This is a genomic window from Pseudomonas sp. P4_C3 (assembly GCF_056402075.1).
In genome coordinates this window covers 52,388-69,509 of the sequence record NZ_JBFUIC010000002.1, presented here as the reverse complement: position 1 = coordinate 69,509, position 17,122 = coordinate 52,388, and the positions used below count along the sequence as shown (strand labels likewise).

Genomic DNA, 17,122 nt, shown 5'->3' with positions numbered 1-17,122 from the left:
CGTTTTTCCCGAAGACGGCTACCACCAGCAATACCAACGAAGAGTCACGGGTCAGAGGCACCCCCGGCATGATAGAGCTCGAACAAGAAGATCCGATCCCGCAAGGCGACCTGGCCCTGCAAATCACCGCGCTCCCTCGCGAAACCAACGGCTTTGGCGATATTTTCGGCGGCTGGCTGGTGGCGCAGATGGATTTGGCAGGCACCGCGATGGCCAGCAAGGTCGCTGGCGGACGCGTTGCCACCGTCGCGATCGACCGCATGGCATTTCTGGTTCCGGTGGCGGTGGGCGCGCAGCTCTCCTTTTATACCCAGGCCCTGGAAATCGGTCGCAGCTCGATCAAGATGATGGTCGAGGTCTGGAGCGACGATCCGCTGTCCAGCGAGTGGCGTAAAGTAACCGAAGCGGTGTTTGTGTTCGTTGCCATCGACGGCAGCGGTCGCACCCGTTCGGTTCCGCCTCGGGCTCGCTAAACCTGGCAACCGTTTTGCGGTCGATAGTCGTCCACTTTACTGATCGAGAGCTGTCCCATGAGCACGCCCAATGTTGAAGCCGTAAAACTGGATGAACTGAACTGCTGGCGCATCCGCCACGGTCAGGCCGAATTACTGGTGGCCCAGCAAGGCGCACACATCCTCAGCTATCAACTGGCTGGCCAGCCGCCGCTGATTTGGCTCAACGACGAGGCCGTGTTCAAGACCGGCAAGAGCATCCGTGCCGGCGTGCCGGTGTGCTGGCCGTGGTTCGGCAACTTTGCGCGCAACCCGCAAAGCGTTCAGGCGATGCACACCAGCAATGAAGCGCCGTCGGCTCATGGCTTCGTGCGAGCGATGGATTGGGAGCTGGGCGGCATAGAAGCCGAAGGCGAAAGCCTGAAGGTCGAATTCCTCCTGCCCTACCCCGAAGGCGGCTTTCCCGGCTGGCCGCACCAGGTGGATTTGACGTTGAGCATTCGCCTCGACGAGCAATTGCACATCCAGCTGACCAGCCACAACCGGGGCGCCGAAACCGTCAGCATCAGCCAGGCGTTGCACAGTTATTTTGCCGTCAGCGATGTGCGCGAGGTGCATGTCGAAGGTGTGGATGGCTTGAGCTACATCGAAACCCTGGAAGACTGGAAAACCAAGCAACAGTCCGGTGATCTGCGTTTTACCGGCGAGACCGATCGCATCTATCTCGATGCACCACCGCAGTTGAGCATCGTCGATCCTGCCTGGGAACGGCGCATCGTGCTGACCAGCACCGGCTCGCGTACGGCGGTGATCTGGAACCCGTGGATCGACCGCGCCGCTGCGTTCAGTGACATGGCCGATGACGGCTGGCAACGCATGCTGTGCATCGAGACGGCGAACGTGATGGGCGATGTGGTGACGCTCGCAGCGGGCGCGAGCCACACCTTGGGTGTCAGCATCGGTAGCAAACCGCTTTAAGATCAAAAGATCGCAGCCTTCGGCAGCTCCTACAGAGATCGGTGTAGGAGCTGCCGAAGGCTGCGATCTTTTTGTCTACTTGATTACAGATCCGACTCTTTCACTACTCTGACCTTCTGCGCATCCAGCGCATACGCCGCATCGGCGAGGTCATTGCTGACCTTCTCGACTTTCAGCGTGCCGGTGACCCACAGCGGCGTGTAGATATCGTTCAGCTTCAGGCCCTTTGGATAGCGCACCAGCACCAGTTGGTTGGGTGGCGGCGGTGGCACATGGATGCACGCGCCCGGATACGGCACCAGGAAGAACAGCGTACTGCGGCCCTTGGCGTCGGACTCCAGCGGCACGGGGTAACCGCCAATGCGGATGTTCTTGTCGTTCATCGACGCAACGGTCTTTGTCGAGTACATCACCGCCGGCAAGCCTTTGGCCTGCTTCATCCCACCCTTGTCGGTGAAAGTGCCATTGGCTTCAGGGGAGTTGTGGTCGATTTCAGGCATGGCCTCGAGGGCCTTCTGATCCGACTTGGGCATCAATTCGAGCCAGTCGGTTTCTGGCAATTCGCCAGCATGGGCAAAGCCCGAACCCAGTAAAACAAGAGTCAGTAAAAGACGGCGCATGAAGGTGCTCGGTAAAGGGAAGAACAGGAAACGCCGAGCATTCTAGCCCTCCCGGCCAGTTTGGCGGAGAGGGCTTGTCGCCTGGATCAGTTCTTTTTGACCAGCCCGTAGATCACCAGCAGCACAACGGCGCCCACCAGCGCACCGATGAAGCCTGCTCCTTGGCCAGCCTGATAGATGCCCAGGGCTTGACCGCCGTAAGTCGCCGCCAGCGAACCGCCAATACCGAGCAGGATGGTCATGATCCAGCCCATGCTGTCATCGCCCGGTTTCAGGAACCGTGCCAGCAGGCCGACAATCAAGCCGATAAAGATGGTTCCGATGATTCCCATGGCATTTCCCTCTGAATGAAGTGGCTATGCGAAAGCCTAGTCAGACTTTGGCATCCTGCCATGAGAGAACGGCGGTCCCTGAATGGTTCCGCCGCTGCCACATGAAACTATTCGGCGATCAGCGCTTCGACCTTGAGGATCTGCGCGGTCAGCGTTTCGCGATCCGCACAACGCAAGTTGGCGTGACCGACCTTGCGGCCGACCTTGAACGCCTTGCCGTAGTGATGCAGATGGCAATCGGCGATGGCAACGACCTTCTCGGTGTCCGGCACTTTGCCAATGAAGTTGAGCATCGCGCTTTCGCCGACCTTGGCCGTCGAACCCAACGGCAGACCGGCAACGGCCCGCAGGTGGTTTTCGAACTGGCTGCACTCGGCGCCTTCGGTGGTCCAGTGCCCTGAGTTGTGCACCCGGGGGGCAATTTCGTTGGCCTTGAGGCCACCGTCGACTTCAAAGAACTCGAACGCCATCACGCCGACGTAATCCAGCTGCTTGAGCACACGGCTGGAGTAGTCTTCGGCCAGAGCTTGCAACGGGTGATCGGTGCTGGCCACGGACAGCTTGAGGATGCCGCTTTCGTGGGTGTTGTGTACCAGCGGATAGAAGCGGGTTTCACCGTCGCGGGCGCGCACGGCGATCAGCGAGACTTCACCAGTGAACGGCACGAAGCCTTCCAGCAGACAGGCCACGCTGCCCAGTTCGGCGAAGGTGCCGACCACATCCTCAGGGGTGCGCAGGACTTTCTGGCCCTTGCCGTCGTAACCCAAAGTACGGGTTTTCAGCACTGCCGGCAGACCGATGGAAGCCACGGCGGCGTCCAGGTCGGCCTGGGACTGGATGTCGGCGAACGCCGGAGTAGGAATCCCCAGGTCCTTGAACATGCTCTTCTCGAACCAGCGATCACGGGCGATGCGCAGGGCTTCAGCACTCGGGTAGACCGGGACGAATTGCGAGAGAAAAGCCACGGTCTCGGCCGGAACGCTTTCGAACTCGAAGGTCACCAGATCGACTTCATCGGCCAGCTGACGCAGGTGATCCTGATCGCCGTAATCGGCTCGCAGGTGTTCGCCCAACGCGGCTGCGCAAGCATCCGGCGCCGGGTCCAGGAAAGCGAAGTTCATGCCCAGCGGAGTGCCCGCCAGCGCCAACATGCGACCCAGTTGGCCGCCACCGATTACACCGATCTTCATCGTCAACAACCTCAGGCGATGCGTGGGTCTGGATTGTCCAGGACGCTGTCTGTCTGCTCAGCACGGAAGGTTTTCAGCACCGTATGGAACTGCGGGTGCTTGGCGCCCAGGATACTCGCCGACAACAGCGCTGCGTTGATCGCACCCGCCTTGCCGATGGCCAGAGTGGCAACCGGAATGCCTGCTGGCATCTGCACAATGGAGAGCAGCGAATCAACGCCCGAAAGCATAGCGGACTGCACGGGTACGCCCAGCACCGGCAAGTGGGTCTTGGCCGCACACATGCCTGGCAAGTGGGCCGCGCCACCGGCACCGGCGATGATCACCTCGATGCCACGTGCCTCGGCTTCTTCAGCGTACTGAAACAGCAGGTCCGGGGTGCGGTGGGCAGAAACCACTTTCACCTCGTAGGGTATGCCGAGCTTTTCCAGCATATCGGCGGTGTGGCTAAGGGTGGACCAATCGGACTTGGAGCCCATGATCACGCCAACCAGTGCACTCATCGTCGTGCCTCTTCTCTCTGGGCGCCCGCAGGCGCGTCAAAAAACAATAAGCCACGCAGGATGCGTGGCTTGATTGTACGAATTATGGCCGGTCGTAACCGGCCGAAGGCCGCGCAGTATACCTCAATGAAGCAGATAAACAGCCCCCGATACGACCATCTGTCATACGGCGCAAAGTGCCGGTTTTATTGACTCGAAGGTCAGCCAACGCTCAACACAAAACACCGTGGAACTTGATCCCGATCCTGATTGCTCCAAACAACAAAACCCCCTGTGGGAGCATTTGGTGGTTTCAAGAACCGGTTGTGCCTTGGGCCGCGCCGCCTTCAAGTTTGCGCCACAACAACCGCACGTTGGCCTTGCGCACCAGCGCACAGCGGTACAGACGAATCTCCAGCGGCACGTGCCACTGCGGGCCGCCGCAGACCACCAGTTCACCGCGTGCCAGTTCGGCGCGCACGCTCAGTTGCGGCACCCAGGCGATGCCCAGGCCTTCCAGGGCCATGCTTTTGAGGCTGTCAGCCATGGCGGTTTCGTAGATCGTGGTGAAGCGCAGCGCCCTTTGGCGCAGCAGCATGTTCACCGAACGGCCGAGAAACGCACCGGCGCTGTAGGCCAGCAACGGCACGCTGCCTTCGCCTTCCAGATCGAACAGCGGTTTGCCGTCGGCGTCGGCGGCACACACCGGCAGCATTTCGGTGTGGCCCAAGTGCAGTGACGGGAAGATTTCCGGGTCCATCTGCATCGCGGCATCCGGGTCGTAGAAGGCCAGCATCAGATCGCAGCCACCTTCGCGCAAGGCATGCACCGCGTCACCCACGTTGGTCGCCACCAGTCGCGTGGCGATGTTCAAGCCTTCGTTGCGCAACTGCGCGATCCAGCGCGGAAAGAAACCCAGCGCCAGGGAGTGTGCGGCAGCCACCTGCATTACCTCGCCCTGCCCGCCTTCCAGGTGATGCAGATGGCGCAACACTTCGCCGAGCTGCTCGACCACGGTGCGTGCGGTGACCAGAAACAATTGCCCTGCCGCTGTCAGTTCCACCGGCGTGCGTGAACGATTGACCAGCGTCAGCCCCAGCGCCGCTTCCAGGCTGCGGATTCGTCGGCTGAACGCCGGTTGCGTCACGAAACGCCGCTCGGCTGCCTGGGAGAAACTGCGGGTGGCGGCCAGGGCACTAAAGTCCTCCAGCCATTTGCTTTCCAGATTCATCACATCCTCCCGGAGATGCACCAATTTAGGTCACACGCTTGCCGTCAACGCCGCGTCACACGGGCATTATGCCGAATGTGCATAGGCTAGTGTTTAACAGCATTGGCCCAAAATTCTGCACAAGCCTAGCATTCACAGCGTTCCGGCACAGACCGGGTCCATATTGAGATGATTTCTATCATGTCCTCCGCTGCATCATTCCGCACAGAAAATGACCTGCTTGGCGCCCTCGAAGTACCGGCTCAAGCGTATTACGGTATCCAGACCCTGCGAGCGGTGAATAACTTCCGCCTTTCGGGCGTTCCGATTTCGCACTACCCGAAACTGGTTGTCGGTCTGGCCATGGTTAAACAGGCCGCCGCAGACGCCAACCGTGAGTTGGGTCACCTGAGCGAAGCCAAGCACGCTGCCATCAGCGAAGCCTGTGCACGTTTGATCCGCGGCGACTTCCACGAAGAGTTCGTGGTGGACATGATTCAAGGCGGCGCTGGCACTTCGACCAACATGAATGCCAACGAAGTCATCGCCAACATCGCACTGGAGGCCATGGGTCACCAGAAAGGCGAATACCAGTACCTGCACCCGAACGACGACGTCAACATGGCGCAGTCGACCAACGACGCCTACCCAACAGCTATCCGCCTGGGTCTGTTGCTCGGTCACGACGCCCTGCTGGCCAGCCTCGACAGCCTGATTCAGGCGTTCGCGGCCAAGGGCCAAGAATTCAACCACGTCCTGAAGATGGGTCGTACCCAGTTGCAAGACGCCGTGCCGATGACCTTGGGTCAGGAATTCCGCGCTTTCGCCACCACCATGGGCGAAGACCTGGCCCGTCTGAAGACGCTGGCCCCGGAACTGCTGACTGAAGTGAACCTGGGCGGCACCGCGATCGGCACCGGCATCAACGCCGACCCGCGCTATCAGGCCCTGGCTGTACAGCGCCTGGCGCTGATCAGTGGTCAACCGCTGGTTCCGGCGGCCGACCTGATCGAAGCCACTTCCGACATGGGCGCCTTCGTGCTGTTCTCCGGCATGCTCAAGCGCACCGCGGTCAAGCTGTCGAAGATCTGCAACGACCTGCGCCTACTGTCCAGCGGCCCACGCACCGGCATCAACGAGATCAACCTGCCGGCACGCCAGCCTGGCAGCTCGATCATGCCAGGCAAGGTCAACCCGGTTATCCCGGAAGCCGTTAACCAGGTGGCCTTCCAGGTCATCGGTAACGATCTGGCGCTGACCATGGCAGCCGAAGGCGGCCAACTGCAACTGAACGTGATGGAGCCGCTGATCGCCTTCAAGATCTTCGACTCGATCCGCCTGCTGCAACGCGCCATGGACATGCTGCGCGAGCACTGCATCGTCGGCATCACCGCCAACGAAGCACGCTGCCGTGAACTGGTCGAGCACTCGATCGGCCTGGTCACCGCGCTGAACCCGTACATCGGCTACAAAAATGCCACCCGCATCGCCGGCCTCGCTCTTGAAAGCGGCCGCGGCGTGCTGGAACTGGTGCGTGAAGAAGGTCTGCTCGACGAAGCCATGCTCGCCGACATCCTGCGCCCGGAAAACATGATTGCTCCGCGTCTGGTGCCCCTGAAGGCATAACCCGACGCGTTATTTGTAGCACCGCTCACCAGGTCGAGGGACTAGACACCTCTCACCTTTTGAGGGCCTGGAGATCAATCTCCAGGCCCTTTTTTTTAACTGTTTTGTAGGAGCGAGCTTGCTCGCGAAAGATGTTTAACGATAACGCGTAAACCTGATGGCCAACGGCGCCCTTGAGTTTTTCGCGAGCGAGCTCGCTCCTACAGGAGCCAGACGCCAGTAAGGACAGGTGCTTCAAAGGCTTCGCTTCACCGAATACACCACAACCGTGCAGACGGACGGCACTGTCATCGGTATAGTGCCGCCCCTCTTCGCATGAGCGGTCGTCGGTAGCGAGGCCACAACCCATGCGAAACCCGAACTAATAACAAACCCGCGATATGAAACCGGGACGAACTTCGACCCGCCTGTTGTGCCGTGCGCCAGCGGGTGTAACTCGATATGTCTATCCGGCCAGCATCCGCCTACACAAAAAACAGCGAGGAATAATCCATGCTCGAAGTCATTAACGACTTCCTCTCAGGGAAAGTACTGATCGTGCTCATTGTCGGGCTCGGTAGCTACTTCACGATCCGCTCGCGTTTCGTTCAACTGCGTCATTTCTTCCACATGTTCGCGGTGTTCCGCGACAGCCTCAAAAGCAGCGCCGGGCAACTCAGTTCGTTCCAGGCCCTGATGCTCAGCCTCGCCGGCCGCGTCGGTGCGGGCAACATCGCCGGCGTCGGCATTGCCGTGACCCTTGGTGGCCCCGGAGCGGTGTTCTGGATGTGGGTGACCGCACTGGTCGGCATGTCCAGCAGCTTCTTCGAATGCTCCCTCGGCCAGCTCTACAAGCGCTGCGATTCCGAAGGCCAGTTCCGTGGCGGTCCGTCCTATTACATCCAGCACGGTCTGCAAAAACGCTGGCTGGGCATGCTGATGGCGTTCTTGCTGCTCGTGACGTTCGGCTTCGCCTTCAACGGCCTGCAAGCCCACGCCGTGACGCACTCGTTGAACAACGCGTTCGGCCTCGACACCACTTACACCGGCATCGGTCTGGCCGTGTTGCTGGGTCTGGTGTTCATCGGCGGAATCAAGCGCATCGCCAAGGTCGCCGACCTGTTGGTGCCGGTGAAAACCCTTGTGTACATCGGCGTGACCCTCTACGTGATCGTGCTGCAGTTCGACCATGTGCCGGGCATGCTGATAACCATCGTCAAGAGCGCTTTCGGTCTGGACCAGGCCTTTGGCGGCCTGATTGGCAGCGCCATTGTCATGGGCGTGAAACGTGGAGTGTTCGCCAACGAAGCAGGCCTGGGCAGTGCGCCGAACGTGGCGGCGGTTGCGGCGGTCGAGCACCCGGTGGCACAAGGTGTGGTGCAGGCGTTCAGCGTGTTCCTCGATACCTTCGTGATCTGCACCTGCACCGCGCTGCTGATCCTGCTTTCCGGCTTCTACACCCCGGGCTTCGAAGGCGACGGCATTGCCCTGACCCAGAACTCGCTGGCCGCCGTGGTCGGTGACTGGGGCCGGATGTTCATCTCCGTGGCCCTGGCGTTGTTCGTGTTCACCTCGATCCTCTATAACTACTACCTGGGCGAGAGCAACCTGCGCTTTTTGATCGGTGAAAACCGCAAGGCGCTGATGGGCTATCGCGCACTGGTACTGGTGCTGATTTTCTGGGGCGCCATCGAAAACCTCGGCACCGTATTTGCCTTCGCCGACATCACCATGACCATGCTCGCGTTCGTCAACCTGATCGCGCTATTCCTGCTGTTCAAGGTCGGCATGCGCATCCTGCGTGACTACGATGACCAGCGCGCCGCTGGGATCAAGACGCCGGTTTTCGACTCCGCCAAGTTCCCGGACCTGGATCTGGATCGCCAGGCGTGGCCGGCCAATCCGCCGGCAGCTGCTCAGAATCAGGCTGAGCCGCAAGGCGTGACCGCAGCGCAACGCTGATCGGTTAAAGTGCACAATCCCGTGTGGGAGCGAGCCTGCTCGCGATGAGGCCATAACATTCAACAGCCATCTTGACTGTCAGGCCGCTATCGCGAGCAGGCTCGCTCCCACAGGAGTCATCGCTCTCGGAGAACCTCCATGATTTCCTCGACCTATCCTGCCGCCCAGCACGTCATGGTGCTCTACACCGGCGGCACCATCGGCATGCAGGCTAGCGCCAACGGCCTGGCTCCAGCGTCCGGTTTCGAAGCGCGGATGCGCGATTATCTGCACAGCCAGCCTGATCTGGTGGTGCCGCAATGGCGCTTCCGTGAAATGTCGCCGCTGATCGACAGCGCCAACATGACCCCGACGTATTGGCAGCAGCTGCGTGAAGCGGTGGTCGACGCAGTGGATGTGCAGGGCTGCGACAGCGTGCTGATCCTGCATGGCACCGACACGCTGGCCTACAGTGCCGCCGCCATGAGCTTCCAGTTGCTCGGCCTGCATGCCCGCGTGTGCTTCACCGGCTCCATGCTGCCGGCCGGCGTCACCGATAGCGATGCCTGGGAAAACCTCGGCGGCGCGCTGGTTGCACTGGGCCAGGGCCTCGCGCCGGGCGTGCATCTGTACTTCCATGGCGAACGGCTGGACCCGACCCGCTGCGCGAAGGTACGCAGTTTCGGCCGCCATCCGTTCAAGCGCCTGGAGCGTCAGGGCGGTGGCGTGAAGGTGCCTTCTTTACCAACACAGCTGAATTACAACCAACCCAAACAATTGGCGAACGTCGCGGTGCTGCCGCTGTTCCCCGGCATCAGCGCCGAGGTGCTGGATGGTTTGCTCGACAGTGGCATTCAGGGCCTGGTGCTGGAGTGCTACGGTAGCGGCACCGGTCCGAGCGACAACCCCGGGTTTCTCGCCAGCCTTGGGCGTGCGCGGGACAAGGGCGTTGTAGTAGTGGCCGTCACGCAATGCCACGAAGGCGGGGTTGTACTGGACGTCTATGAAGCCGGCAGTCGCTTGCGTGGCGTTGGGGTGTTGTCCGGTGGCGGCATGACCCGTGAGGCGGCGTTCGGCAAGTTGCATGGGTTGTTGGGTGCGGGGCTTGAAACGGACGAAATCCGTCGGCTTGTCGAACTCGACCTGTGCGGTGAACTGAGCTGACACCACACCACCCTTGTAGGAGCGAGCCTGCTCGCGATAGCGGTCTACCATTCACATTGATGTGACTGATCCACCGTCATCGCGAGCAGGCTCGCTCCCACAGGGGACATCACCCGGCATACAACTTGCTGCGCTCCAGCTATCCCAAGGCTGGAAGTCCTCATGCTCCACTCCCACCTCACCACGCTCAACGCGGTCTCCCTGGTACTCGATGCCTTCAGGGCACAAGGCTTGTCCAGCGAAGCGCTGCTGGCCGGCAGCGGCATCAGCGCGGCGGATCTGAACCGTGCCGACACACGCATCACCACCAATCAGGAAATGCAGGTCTGTGCCAACGCCGTTGCTCTCAAACGTGACATCGGCCTGGAACTGGGCCGGCGGATGCACGTTTCCTGCTACGGCATGCTCGGTTACGCCCTGCTCACCAGTGCCACCTTCGGTGACGCTTTGCGTCTGGCGATGCGTTATCCGGCGCTGCTGGGAACACTTTTCGAGTTGAGCCTTGAAGACGATGGCGAGCGCATCTGGTTCGTCGCCGCTGATTACCGCGAGAGCCCGGCCATGGCGGTGTTCAACGCCGAATTCTGCCTGGTGTCGCTGAAAGTCACCTGCGACGACCTGCTCGGCCATCCCCTGCCGTTGCTCGGCGCCCGCTTTGAACACGCCGCCCCCGATTACGAAGCGACCTACGCCGAACACTTCAATTGCCCGGTGCACTTCGGCGCCCGTAACAATGCCTTTGCCTTCGACAAGCGCTGGCTCGACCAGCCACTGCCGCTAGCCGACATCATCACCCACCAGGCCATGGCCGAACGCTGCCGCAAACAGAACATCGAGTTCACCGGGCGCCAGGCGTGGCTGGGACGGATCCGCCAATTGCTCAGCGCGCAATTGAATGCGGCGCCGGGGCTGGAGGGATTGGCCGAACAAATGAACTGTTCGGCGCGGACCTTGCGCCGGCATCTCAAGGACATGGGTTGCAGCTATCAGGAACTGCTCGACGAACTGCGCTTCGAGCAGGCCAAGCAAATGCTTTGCGAGGATCAGTTGCCGATCTATCAGATTGCCGAAGCCCTGGGTTTCAGCGAGACCGCGAGTTTTCGGCATGCGTTTGTGCGCTGGAGTGGTGTGGCGCCGAGTCAGTTTCGGCCACACGGATAAACCCTGTAGGAGCGGGCTTGCCCGCGAAGAGGCCAGCGCATCCAACGCATCTGTATCGCCGCAATACCGCCTTCGCTGACAAGCCAGCTCCTACAGGGTGTGTATCCCATACGCTGAACAGGGGCGAATTTCGGTCAAATGTTTTGGCCATATCGATCCCCTTTTGGCCTTTCCTGCCGTTCTCCGATTCGCCGTGCGCCGCAACACTGGGGGCAACCGAATCAGCCCTGCGGAGAACAAGAAATGCTGACGATCTACTCGGACGATCACCACCTGCACCACGGCCGTTGCGAATTGATAGACGGGCAACTCAAGCCCTGCTTCGAAATGCCTTCCCGTGCCGACCACGTACTGGCACGGGTGCAAAATCAAAATCTGGGCCCTGTCGAAGCGCCAAAGGATTTCGGCCTCGGGCCGATCGAGCGCATTCACAGCCGAGACTACCTCGACTTCTTCAAGGGCGCCTGGGCACGCTGGACCGAGTACAACACCGACGGCGACTTGCTGCCCTACACTTGGCCAGCCCGCACCCTGCGCCGCGTCAAACCCTCCAGCCTGCATGGCGAACTCGGTTACTACAGCTTCGACGGCGGCGCCCCGATCACCGCCGGCACCTGGCAAGCGGCGTACAGCGCAGCGCAAGTCGCGCTCACCGCCCAAGCGGAAATCCAGCGCGGCGCCCGTTCTGCTTTCGCCCTGTGCCGTCCGCCGGGACACCACGCCGCCGGCGACTTGATGGGTGGTTATTGCTACCTCAACAACGCCGCCATCGCCGCCCAGGCGTTCCTCGATCAGGGCCATGAAAAGATCGCGATCCTCGACGTCGACTACCACCACGGCAACGGCACCCAGTCGATTTTCTACGAACGCAGCGACGTGCTGTTCACCTCGATCCATGGCCACCCGGAAGCCGAGTTCCCGTTCTTCCTCGGCTATGAAGACGAACGTGGCGAAGGCGCTGGCGAAGGGTTCAACTTCAACTACCCGTTGGCCGCCGGTTCAGGCTGGGACACCTGGAGCGCAGCGCTGGAACAGGCCTGCAATGAGATCGAAAGCTACAGTGCCGACATTATCGTCGTGTCCCTCGGAGTCGATACCTTCAAGGACGACCCGATCTCGCAATTCAAGCTCGACAGCCCGGATTACCTGGCCATGGGTAAGCGCATCGCCGGCCTCGGCGTACCGACACTGTTCGTGATGGAAGGCGGTTACGCAGTCGAAGAAATCGGCATCAATGCCGTGAACGTTCTTGAAGGTTTTGAAAGCGCTTGTTGAGGAAGTAGAAGAATGAAAAGTCTTAAGCGTTTCATCGTGCCGACGCTGTGTGCCTCGGTGCTCAGCGTTGCCGCCCACGCCGAAGAGCGAACCCTGCGCGTCTACAACTGGTTCGACTACATCACACCCAAGGCCCTGGAAGACTTCAAGGCCCAGAACACCCAGACCAAACTGGTCTACGACATCTTCGACACCAACGAAGCGCTGGAAGCCAAGCTGCTGACCGGCAACTCCGGATACGACGTGGTGGTGCCATCCAACGTATTCCTCGCCAAGCAAATCGAAGCTGGCGTGTTCCAGCCCCTGGACCGCAGCAAGCTGCCGAACTGGAATCACCTCGATCCCAAGCTGATGAAGCTGATCGAAGCCAACGACCCGGGCAACAAGTTCGCTGTGCCGTACATGTACGGCACCATCCTGATCGGTTTCAACCCGGACAAGGTCAAGGCCGCGCTCGGCGACAACGCACCCGTGGACAGCTGGGACCTGATCTTCAAGGAAGAGAACATCAGCAAGCTCAAGCAGTGTGGCGTCGCGCTGCTCGACTCGCCCTCGGAGATCCTGCCACTGGCCCTGCAACACCTCGGCCTGGATCCCAACAGCAAGAAGCCTGCGGACTACGACAAGGCTGAAGCACTGCTGATGAAGATCCGTCCGTACATCACCTACTTCCACTCGTCCAAGTACATGGCCGATATCGCCAACGGTGACATCTGCGTTGCGGTCGGATATTCCGGCAGCTTCTCGCAAGCTGCCAACCGCGCCAACGAAGCCAAGAACGGGGTGGTCGTCGACATGCGTTTGCCGAAGGAAGGCGCGCCGATCTGGTTCGACATGCTGGCGATTCCGAAGGGTGCGAAAAACCCCGACGACGCTTACACCTTCGTCAACTACCTGCTGCAACCCCAGGTGATCGCGCCGGTCAGTGACTTCGTCGGCTACCCGAACCCGAACAAGGACGCCACGGAGATGGTCGACCCGGTGATCCGCAACAACCCGAACCTGTACCCGACCGACACGGCGATGAGCACGCTCTACACCCTGCAACCGTTGCCCCGCGATGCCGAACGTGCGCGCACCCGGGCCTGGACCAAGATCAAGTCCGGCACCTGATACCCGCTTCACTCCCGCCGTCACCAGGACCTGCGCTCGCGCAGGTCTATTTTTGCCTGCGGCACATCAGCGACCCGACGCGCTCCTTTCAAAGAAAACGCCAGACCGCCCGCAGCCGCTCCAACGCGGCTTCGATAGCCTTTTCCGGCACTGCTGCAAACCCCAGAACCAACCCGGCACGCTGATCCATCGGGATCGTGGACTCGGGCAGCCAATAGCCACTCAAGCCATTGATCTCGACATCGACGCTACGTGCCAATTCAATCAACGCCTGTTCTCGCTCAATGCTGTCGACCGGCACTGTCATGTGCAACCCGGCGGCGACCGTGGGCAACTGGCCGATACCGGGAATGCCCCCCGGCCAGCCGCTGAGCAACGCATTACGCCGGCTCAGCGCCGCACGCCGCATGCGGCGGATATGCCGCTGGAAATGCCCGGCCGCCATGAACTCGGCCATTACGGCCTGGGTACTGACCTCGGAATGCCGTACGTCCACCGCCCGACGCTGGGCAAACGCCTGCACCAGATCCATCGGTAATACCAGGTAACCCAGGCGCAACGCCGGAAACGCTACTTTGCCGAACGTGCCGACGTAGAGCACCCGGCCTTGCCGATCCAGGGCCGCCAAAGGCGCCAGCGGCGCACCGCTGTAGCGGTACTCGCCGTCATAGTCATCCTCGACGATCCAGCCCTGCGTGCGTTCGGCCCAGGCCAGCAACTCCAGACGGCGAGCCAGGCTCATCACCACCCCGGTGGGGTACTGATGGGACGGGGTGACGTAGGTCAGACGGCAATCGTCAAGCTGTGCCAGTTCACCGCAGTCGATACCCTCACTATCCACCGCCACCCCATGCAGCCGGGCACCTGCTACGGCGAACGCATGACCGGCCGCCCGATACCCGGGATTTTCAATCGCCACCCCGTCACCGGGCTCCACCAGCAGCTGTGCACAAAGGCTGATTCCCTGCTGCGCGCCACTGGTGATCACAATTTGTTCAGCCGTGCACTGCATGCCACGGGAACTGCGCAAATACGCGGCGATCATTCCGCGCAAGCGTGCATCGCCGGCCGGGTCGCCGTAGCACAGTTGCTGCAAATCCGGTTTACGCCAGAAAGCCGCATTCAGCTTGGCCCAGACCTCGAACGGAAACAGATCGAACGCCGGAACACCGACCCGAAAAGCCCTGGGCGGACCACTGGGCGGCATGGGTAAATGGTTCTTTTCAACGCGGGACAAGGCGTCCCTGTGGGTAACTTTGCTGGATGAATCCACAGGCAAATCAAGCCAATTTGTGGATAAAGCTGTGGGTAAGCCTGTTGAAAACCCTGTGGATACTTTTGTGGATAGTTTTTTTGCCGGCAAGGTTGCCTGGGGTAATTGCGCGACGTAAGTCCCGTCGCCTACCCGCCCCTCGATAAACCCTTCAGCGTAAAGCTGATCGTAGGCGCGCACTACGCTGTTGCGGGAAATCGCCAGCGCGGCAGCCAGATCCCGACTGGCCGGCAGACGCGTGCCGCTGGCCAGTCGCCCGTCGAGCACCCGCATCCGCAATGCCTGATAGAGCTGCCGACTCAGCCCCTGGCGACGATCAAGTTCTATACCCGCCGGGTTGAAGGTCAAGGACAGTGGTTCGCTAGTCATCGCAATGGACCCATGAAATTGGTCATTAGTGGCTCTTACAACAGACCAATAGCCTGCCTAGGATGCAGATATTCGCCAAGGAAAATATCTCCATGTACACGCCACGTGCTTTTGCCATCGACGAGTTGTCCCAACTGCATGAACTGATCCTCGCCACCCGTCTCGCCATATTGGTGACCCACGGTGAAAGCGGCCTGCAAGCCAGCCATGTACCGGTGCTGCTGCATTGCGAACAAGGCTCGAACGGCACGTTGTACGGGCATCTGGCCAAAGCCAATCCACAGTGGAAAGAGCTGCGCGACGGCGCCGAAGCCCTGCTGATTTTTGCCGGTGCCGACGCCTACGTCAGCCCTGGCTTCTACCCGAGCAAGGCCGAACACGGCAAAGTCGTGCCAACCTGGAACTACGTCGCCGTACACGCCTATGGCCGAGCCGAAACCTTCAGCGATGGCGGGCGGCTGCTCGACATCGTCAGCACCCTCACCGATCGTCATGAAGCTGGCCGCGCCCAACCGTGGTCAGTGGCCGATGCCCCCGCCGATTACATCGACGGCATGCTCAAGGCCATTGTCGGTTTCGCCATTCCCATCGACCGTCTGGAAGGCAAGCGCAAGCTCAGCCAGAACCGTAGCCCCGCCGACATCGCCGGCGTGCGCGAAGGCCTGGCCGCCAGCCCCGACGTCAACGACCAAACCCTCGCCCAATTGATGCGCTAAGGAAGTCACCATGAGTCAAATCGACATTCGCCAAGTCACCGCCGGTGATCACGCGGCCTGGTTGCCGCTGTGGCAAGCCTACTTGCGCTTCTACAACACCGAATTGCCGGAGGCCGTCACCCAAAGCACCTGGCAGCGTATGCTCGATCCGAACGAGCCAACCCACGCCGCCCTCGCCTGGGCCGACGGCAAAGCGGTGGGCATGGTGCATTTCATCTACCATCGTTCGAACTGGGCCATCGAAAACTCCTGCTACCTGCAAGACTTGCTGGTGGCCCCGGAAACCCGCGGCACCGGCGTCGGCCGGCAGTTGATCGAGTTCGTCTACGCCACGGCCAAGGCTGACGGCTGCAACAAGGTCCACTGGCTGACCCACGAAACCAACGCCAGCGTTGCTCGAAGCTTATTTGGAATGACCAAACCACGCTTCTCGCGCCTTGCCCTGCACAACAGCAGGCCCGGCGCGGCGTGAAAACTAATTGAGAAAGCCCCCTAGGTTCAAGGAGAACAGCATGTCGATTTCACTCGCCGACTGGAAAGGCGTCCCCGCCCCCACGACTCAACTGATCGAAGGGCGTTACATCCGCCTGGAAAAACTCGACCCGGCACGCCACGTCGACGACTTATTCAAAGTCCTGCAAGGCCCGGGCGCCGACCCGAAGCTGTGGGACTACCTGCCTTACGGCCCCTTCCCGGAGCGCAGCGTCTTCAACGACTGGCTGAACAACCACGCGGCCAGCAGCGATCCGTATTTCTTCAGTGTGATCGACCGCGCCAGCGGCGAGGTCCAGGGCATTCTCAGCCTGATGTCCATCGTCCCGGCCCAGGGCCGCATCGAAATCGGCCACGTCACCTTCGGCGCACCGATGCAGCGCTCGCCGAAAAGCACCGAGGCGGTTTACCTGCTGGCCAAGGAATCCTTTGCCTTGGGCTACCGTCGCCTGGAGTGGAAGTGCAACAACGCCAACGCCCGCTCCAAATACGCGGCCGAGCGCCTGGGCTTCAGTTTTGAGGGGGTGTTCCGTCAGCACATGGTGGTCAAAGGGCAAAATCGGGACACCGCGTGGTACTCGATTCTGGACTCGGAATGGCCGGCGATTAGCGCCGGGTTCGAGAAGTGGCTGAGCGATGAGAATCAGACGGCTTCGGGGCAGGTTAAAGGGTTGGTGGAGTGTCGCGCTTAAAGTGCTTCCAGGCATCGCGATAGCCGGCCATGTCCCGACTTCTTGTAAGAAAAGACG

16 protein-coding genes and 1 pseudogene are annotated in these 17,122 nt (G+C 60.8%); 11 read left to right on the top strand and 6 right to left on the bottom strand.

Features of this window, described 5'->3' with window-relative positions; all coding sequences use genetic code 11:
* Positions 1-68 precede the first annotated feature (68 nt).
* On the top strand, positions 69-473 hold the full coding sequence (locus AC1DVH_RS00785; RefSeq protein ID WP_007942704.1) for an acyl-CoA thioesterase: 405 nt from the start codon (positions 69-71) through the stop codon (positions 471-473).
* Between the two features lie 57 nt (positions 474-530).
* The gene (locus AC1DVH_RS00780; RefSeq protein WP_477752245.1) at positions 531-1,430 is read left to right on the top strand and encodes a D-hexose-6-phosphate mutarotase; all 900 of its coding nucleotides are present in this window, start codon (positions 531-533) and stop codon (positions 1,428-1,430) included.
* An 83-nt stretch (positions 1,431-1,513) separates the two neighbouring features.
* On the opposite strand, the gene AC1DVH_RS00775 is transcribed toward AC1DVH_RS00780, so the two are convergent.
* From AC1DVH_RS00775 to AC1DVH_RS00755, 5 genes are all read right to left on the bottom strand, one after another.
* Positions 1,514-2,050 (bottom strand): DUF3299 domain-containing protein, encoded by a 537-nt coding sequence (locus AC1DVH_RS00775; RefSeq protein ID WP_477752244.1) that lies wholly within the window; start codon positions 2,048-2,050, stop codon positions 1,514-1,516.
* A gap of 86 nt (positions 2,051-2,136) precedes the next feature.
* A complete protein-coding gene (locus AC1DVH_RS00770) occupies positions 2,137-2,382 on the bottom strand; it encodes a GlsB/YeaQ/YmgE family stress response membrane protein (RefSeq protein WP_007928514.1) in 246 nt (81 codons plus the stop codon).
* Positions 2,383-2,489: 107 nt separating this feature from the next.
* Positions 2,490-3,572 carry a 5-(carboxyamino)imidazole ribonucleotide synthase gene (locus AC1DVH_RS00765; RefSeq protein ID WP_414929669.1) on the bottom strand — a complete coding sequence of 361 codons (1,083 nt, stop codon included), beginning with the start codon at positions 3,570-3,572 and terminating at the stop codon, positions 2,490-2,492.
* An 11-nt stretch (positions 3,573-3,583) separates the two neighbouring features.
* Positions 3,584-4,075, bottom strand: coding sequence for a 5-(carboxyamino)imidazole ribonucleotide mutase (gene purE / locus AC1DVH_RS00760; protein WP_223455273.1), 492 nt, complete (start codon positions 4,073-4,075; stop codon positions 3,584-3,586).
* A gap of 292 nt (positions 4,076-4,367) precedes the next feature.
* A complete protein-coding gene (locus AC1DVH_RS00755) occupies positions 4,368-5,285 on the bottom strand; it encodes a LysR substrate-binding domain-containing protein (RefSeq protein ID WP_008045548.1) in 918 nt (305 codons plus the stop codon).
* A 180-nt stretch (positions 5,286-5,465) separates the two neighbouring features.
* On the opposite strand from AC1DVH_RS00755, the gene aspA reads away from it, so the two are divergent.
* The 6 genes from aspA to AC1DVH_RS00725 all read left to right on the top strand — a co-directional run bounded on the left by aspA (position 5,466) and on the right by AC1DVH_RS00725 (position 13,523).
* Positions 5,466-6,890, top strand: a complete 1,425-nt coding sequence (gene aspA / locus AC1DVH_RS00750; protein WP_008045549.1) for an aspartate ammonia-lyase — start codon at positions 5,466-5,468, stop codon at positions 6,888-6,890.
* A gap of 492 nt (positions 6,891-7,382) precedes the next feature.
* Positions 7,383-8,831, top strand: coding sequence for an alanine/glycine:cation symporter family protein (locus AC1DVH_RS00745; protein WP_477752243.1), 1,449 nt, complete (start codon positions 7,383-7,385; stop codon positions 8,829-8,831).
* A gap of 138 nt (positions 8,832-8,969) precedes the next feature.
* Positions 8,970-9,974 (top strand): asparaginase, encoded by a 1,005-nt coding sequence (locus tag AC1DVH_RS00740; protein ID WP_477752242.1) that lies wholly within the window; start codon positions 8,970-8,972, stop codon positions 9,972-9,974.
* Between the two features lie 162 nt (positions 9,975-10,136).
* Positions 10,137-11,135 carry an AraC family transcriptional regulator gene (locus tag AC1DVH_RS00735; RefSeq protein ID WP_477752241.1) on the top strand — a complete coding sequence of 333 codons (999 nt, stop codon included), beginning with the start codon at positions 10,137-10,139 and terminating at the stop codon, positions 11,133-11,135.
* Between the two features lie 243 nt (positions 11,136-11,378).
* Positions 11,379-12,410, top strand: a complete 1,032-nt coding sequence (locus AC1DVH_RS00730) for a histone deacetylase family protein (RefSeq protein ID WP_477752240.1) — start codon at positions 11,379-11,381, stop codon at positions 12,408-12,410.
* A 12-nt stretch (positions 12,411-12,422) separates the two neighbouring features.
* The gene (locus AC1DVH_RS00725) at positions 12,423-13,523 is read left to right on the top strand and encodes a polyamine ABC transporter substrate-binding protein (protein ID WP_477752239.1); all 1,101 of its coding nucleotides are present in this window, start codon (positions 12,423-12,425) and stop codon (positions 13,521-13,523) included.
* A gap of 88 nt (positions 13,524-13,611) precedes the next feature.
* Here the strand turns inward: AC1DVH_RS00725 and pdxR are convergent, their stop codons facing one another.
* Entirely contained in the window at positions 13,612-15,165 is a 1,554-nt protein-coding gene (gene pdxR, locus AC1DVH_RS00720) for a MocR-like pyridoxine biosynthesis transcription factor PdxR (protein ID WP_477752238.1), read from the bottom strand.
* A 92-nt stretch (positions 15,166-15,257) separates the two neighbouring features.
* Between pdxR and AC1DVH_RS00715 the strand changes: the two genes are divergently transcribed.
* The 3 genes and pseudogenes from AC1DVH_RS00715 to AC1DVH_RS00705 all read left to right on the top strand — a co-directional run bounded on the left by AC1DVH_RS00715 (position 15,258) and on the right by AC1DVH_RS00705 (position 17,065).
* Entirely contained in the window at positions 15,258-15,881 is a 624-nt protein-coding gene (locus tag AC1DVH_RS00715; RefSeq protein ID WP_477752237.1) for an FMN-binding negative transcriptional regulator, read from the top strand.
* A gap of 10 nt (positions 15,882-15,891) precedes the next feature.
* Positions 15,892-16,272 (top strand): annotated as a pseudogene (locus tag AC1DVH_RS00710) (N-acetyltransferase family protein); the annotation flags it as partial.
* Positions 16,273-16,393: 121 nt separating this feature from the next.
* Positions 16,394-17,065: a GNAT family N-acetyltransferase gene (locus tag AC1DVH_RS00705; RefSeq protein WP_477752236.1), complete on the top strand. Its 672-nt coding sequence runs from the start codon at positions 16,394-16,396 to the stop codon at positions 17,063-17,065.
* The last annotated feature ends 57 nt before the right edge of the window (positions 17,066-17,122 follow it).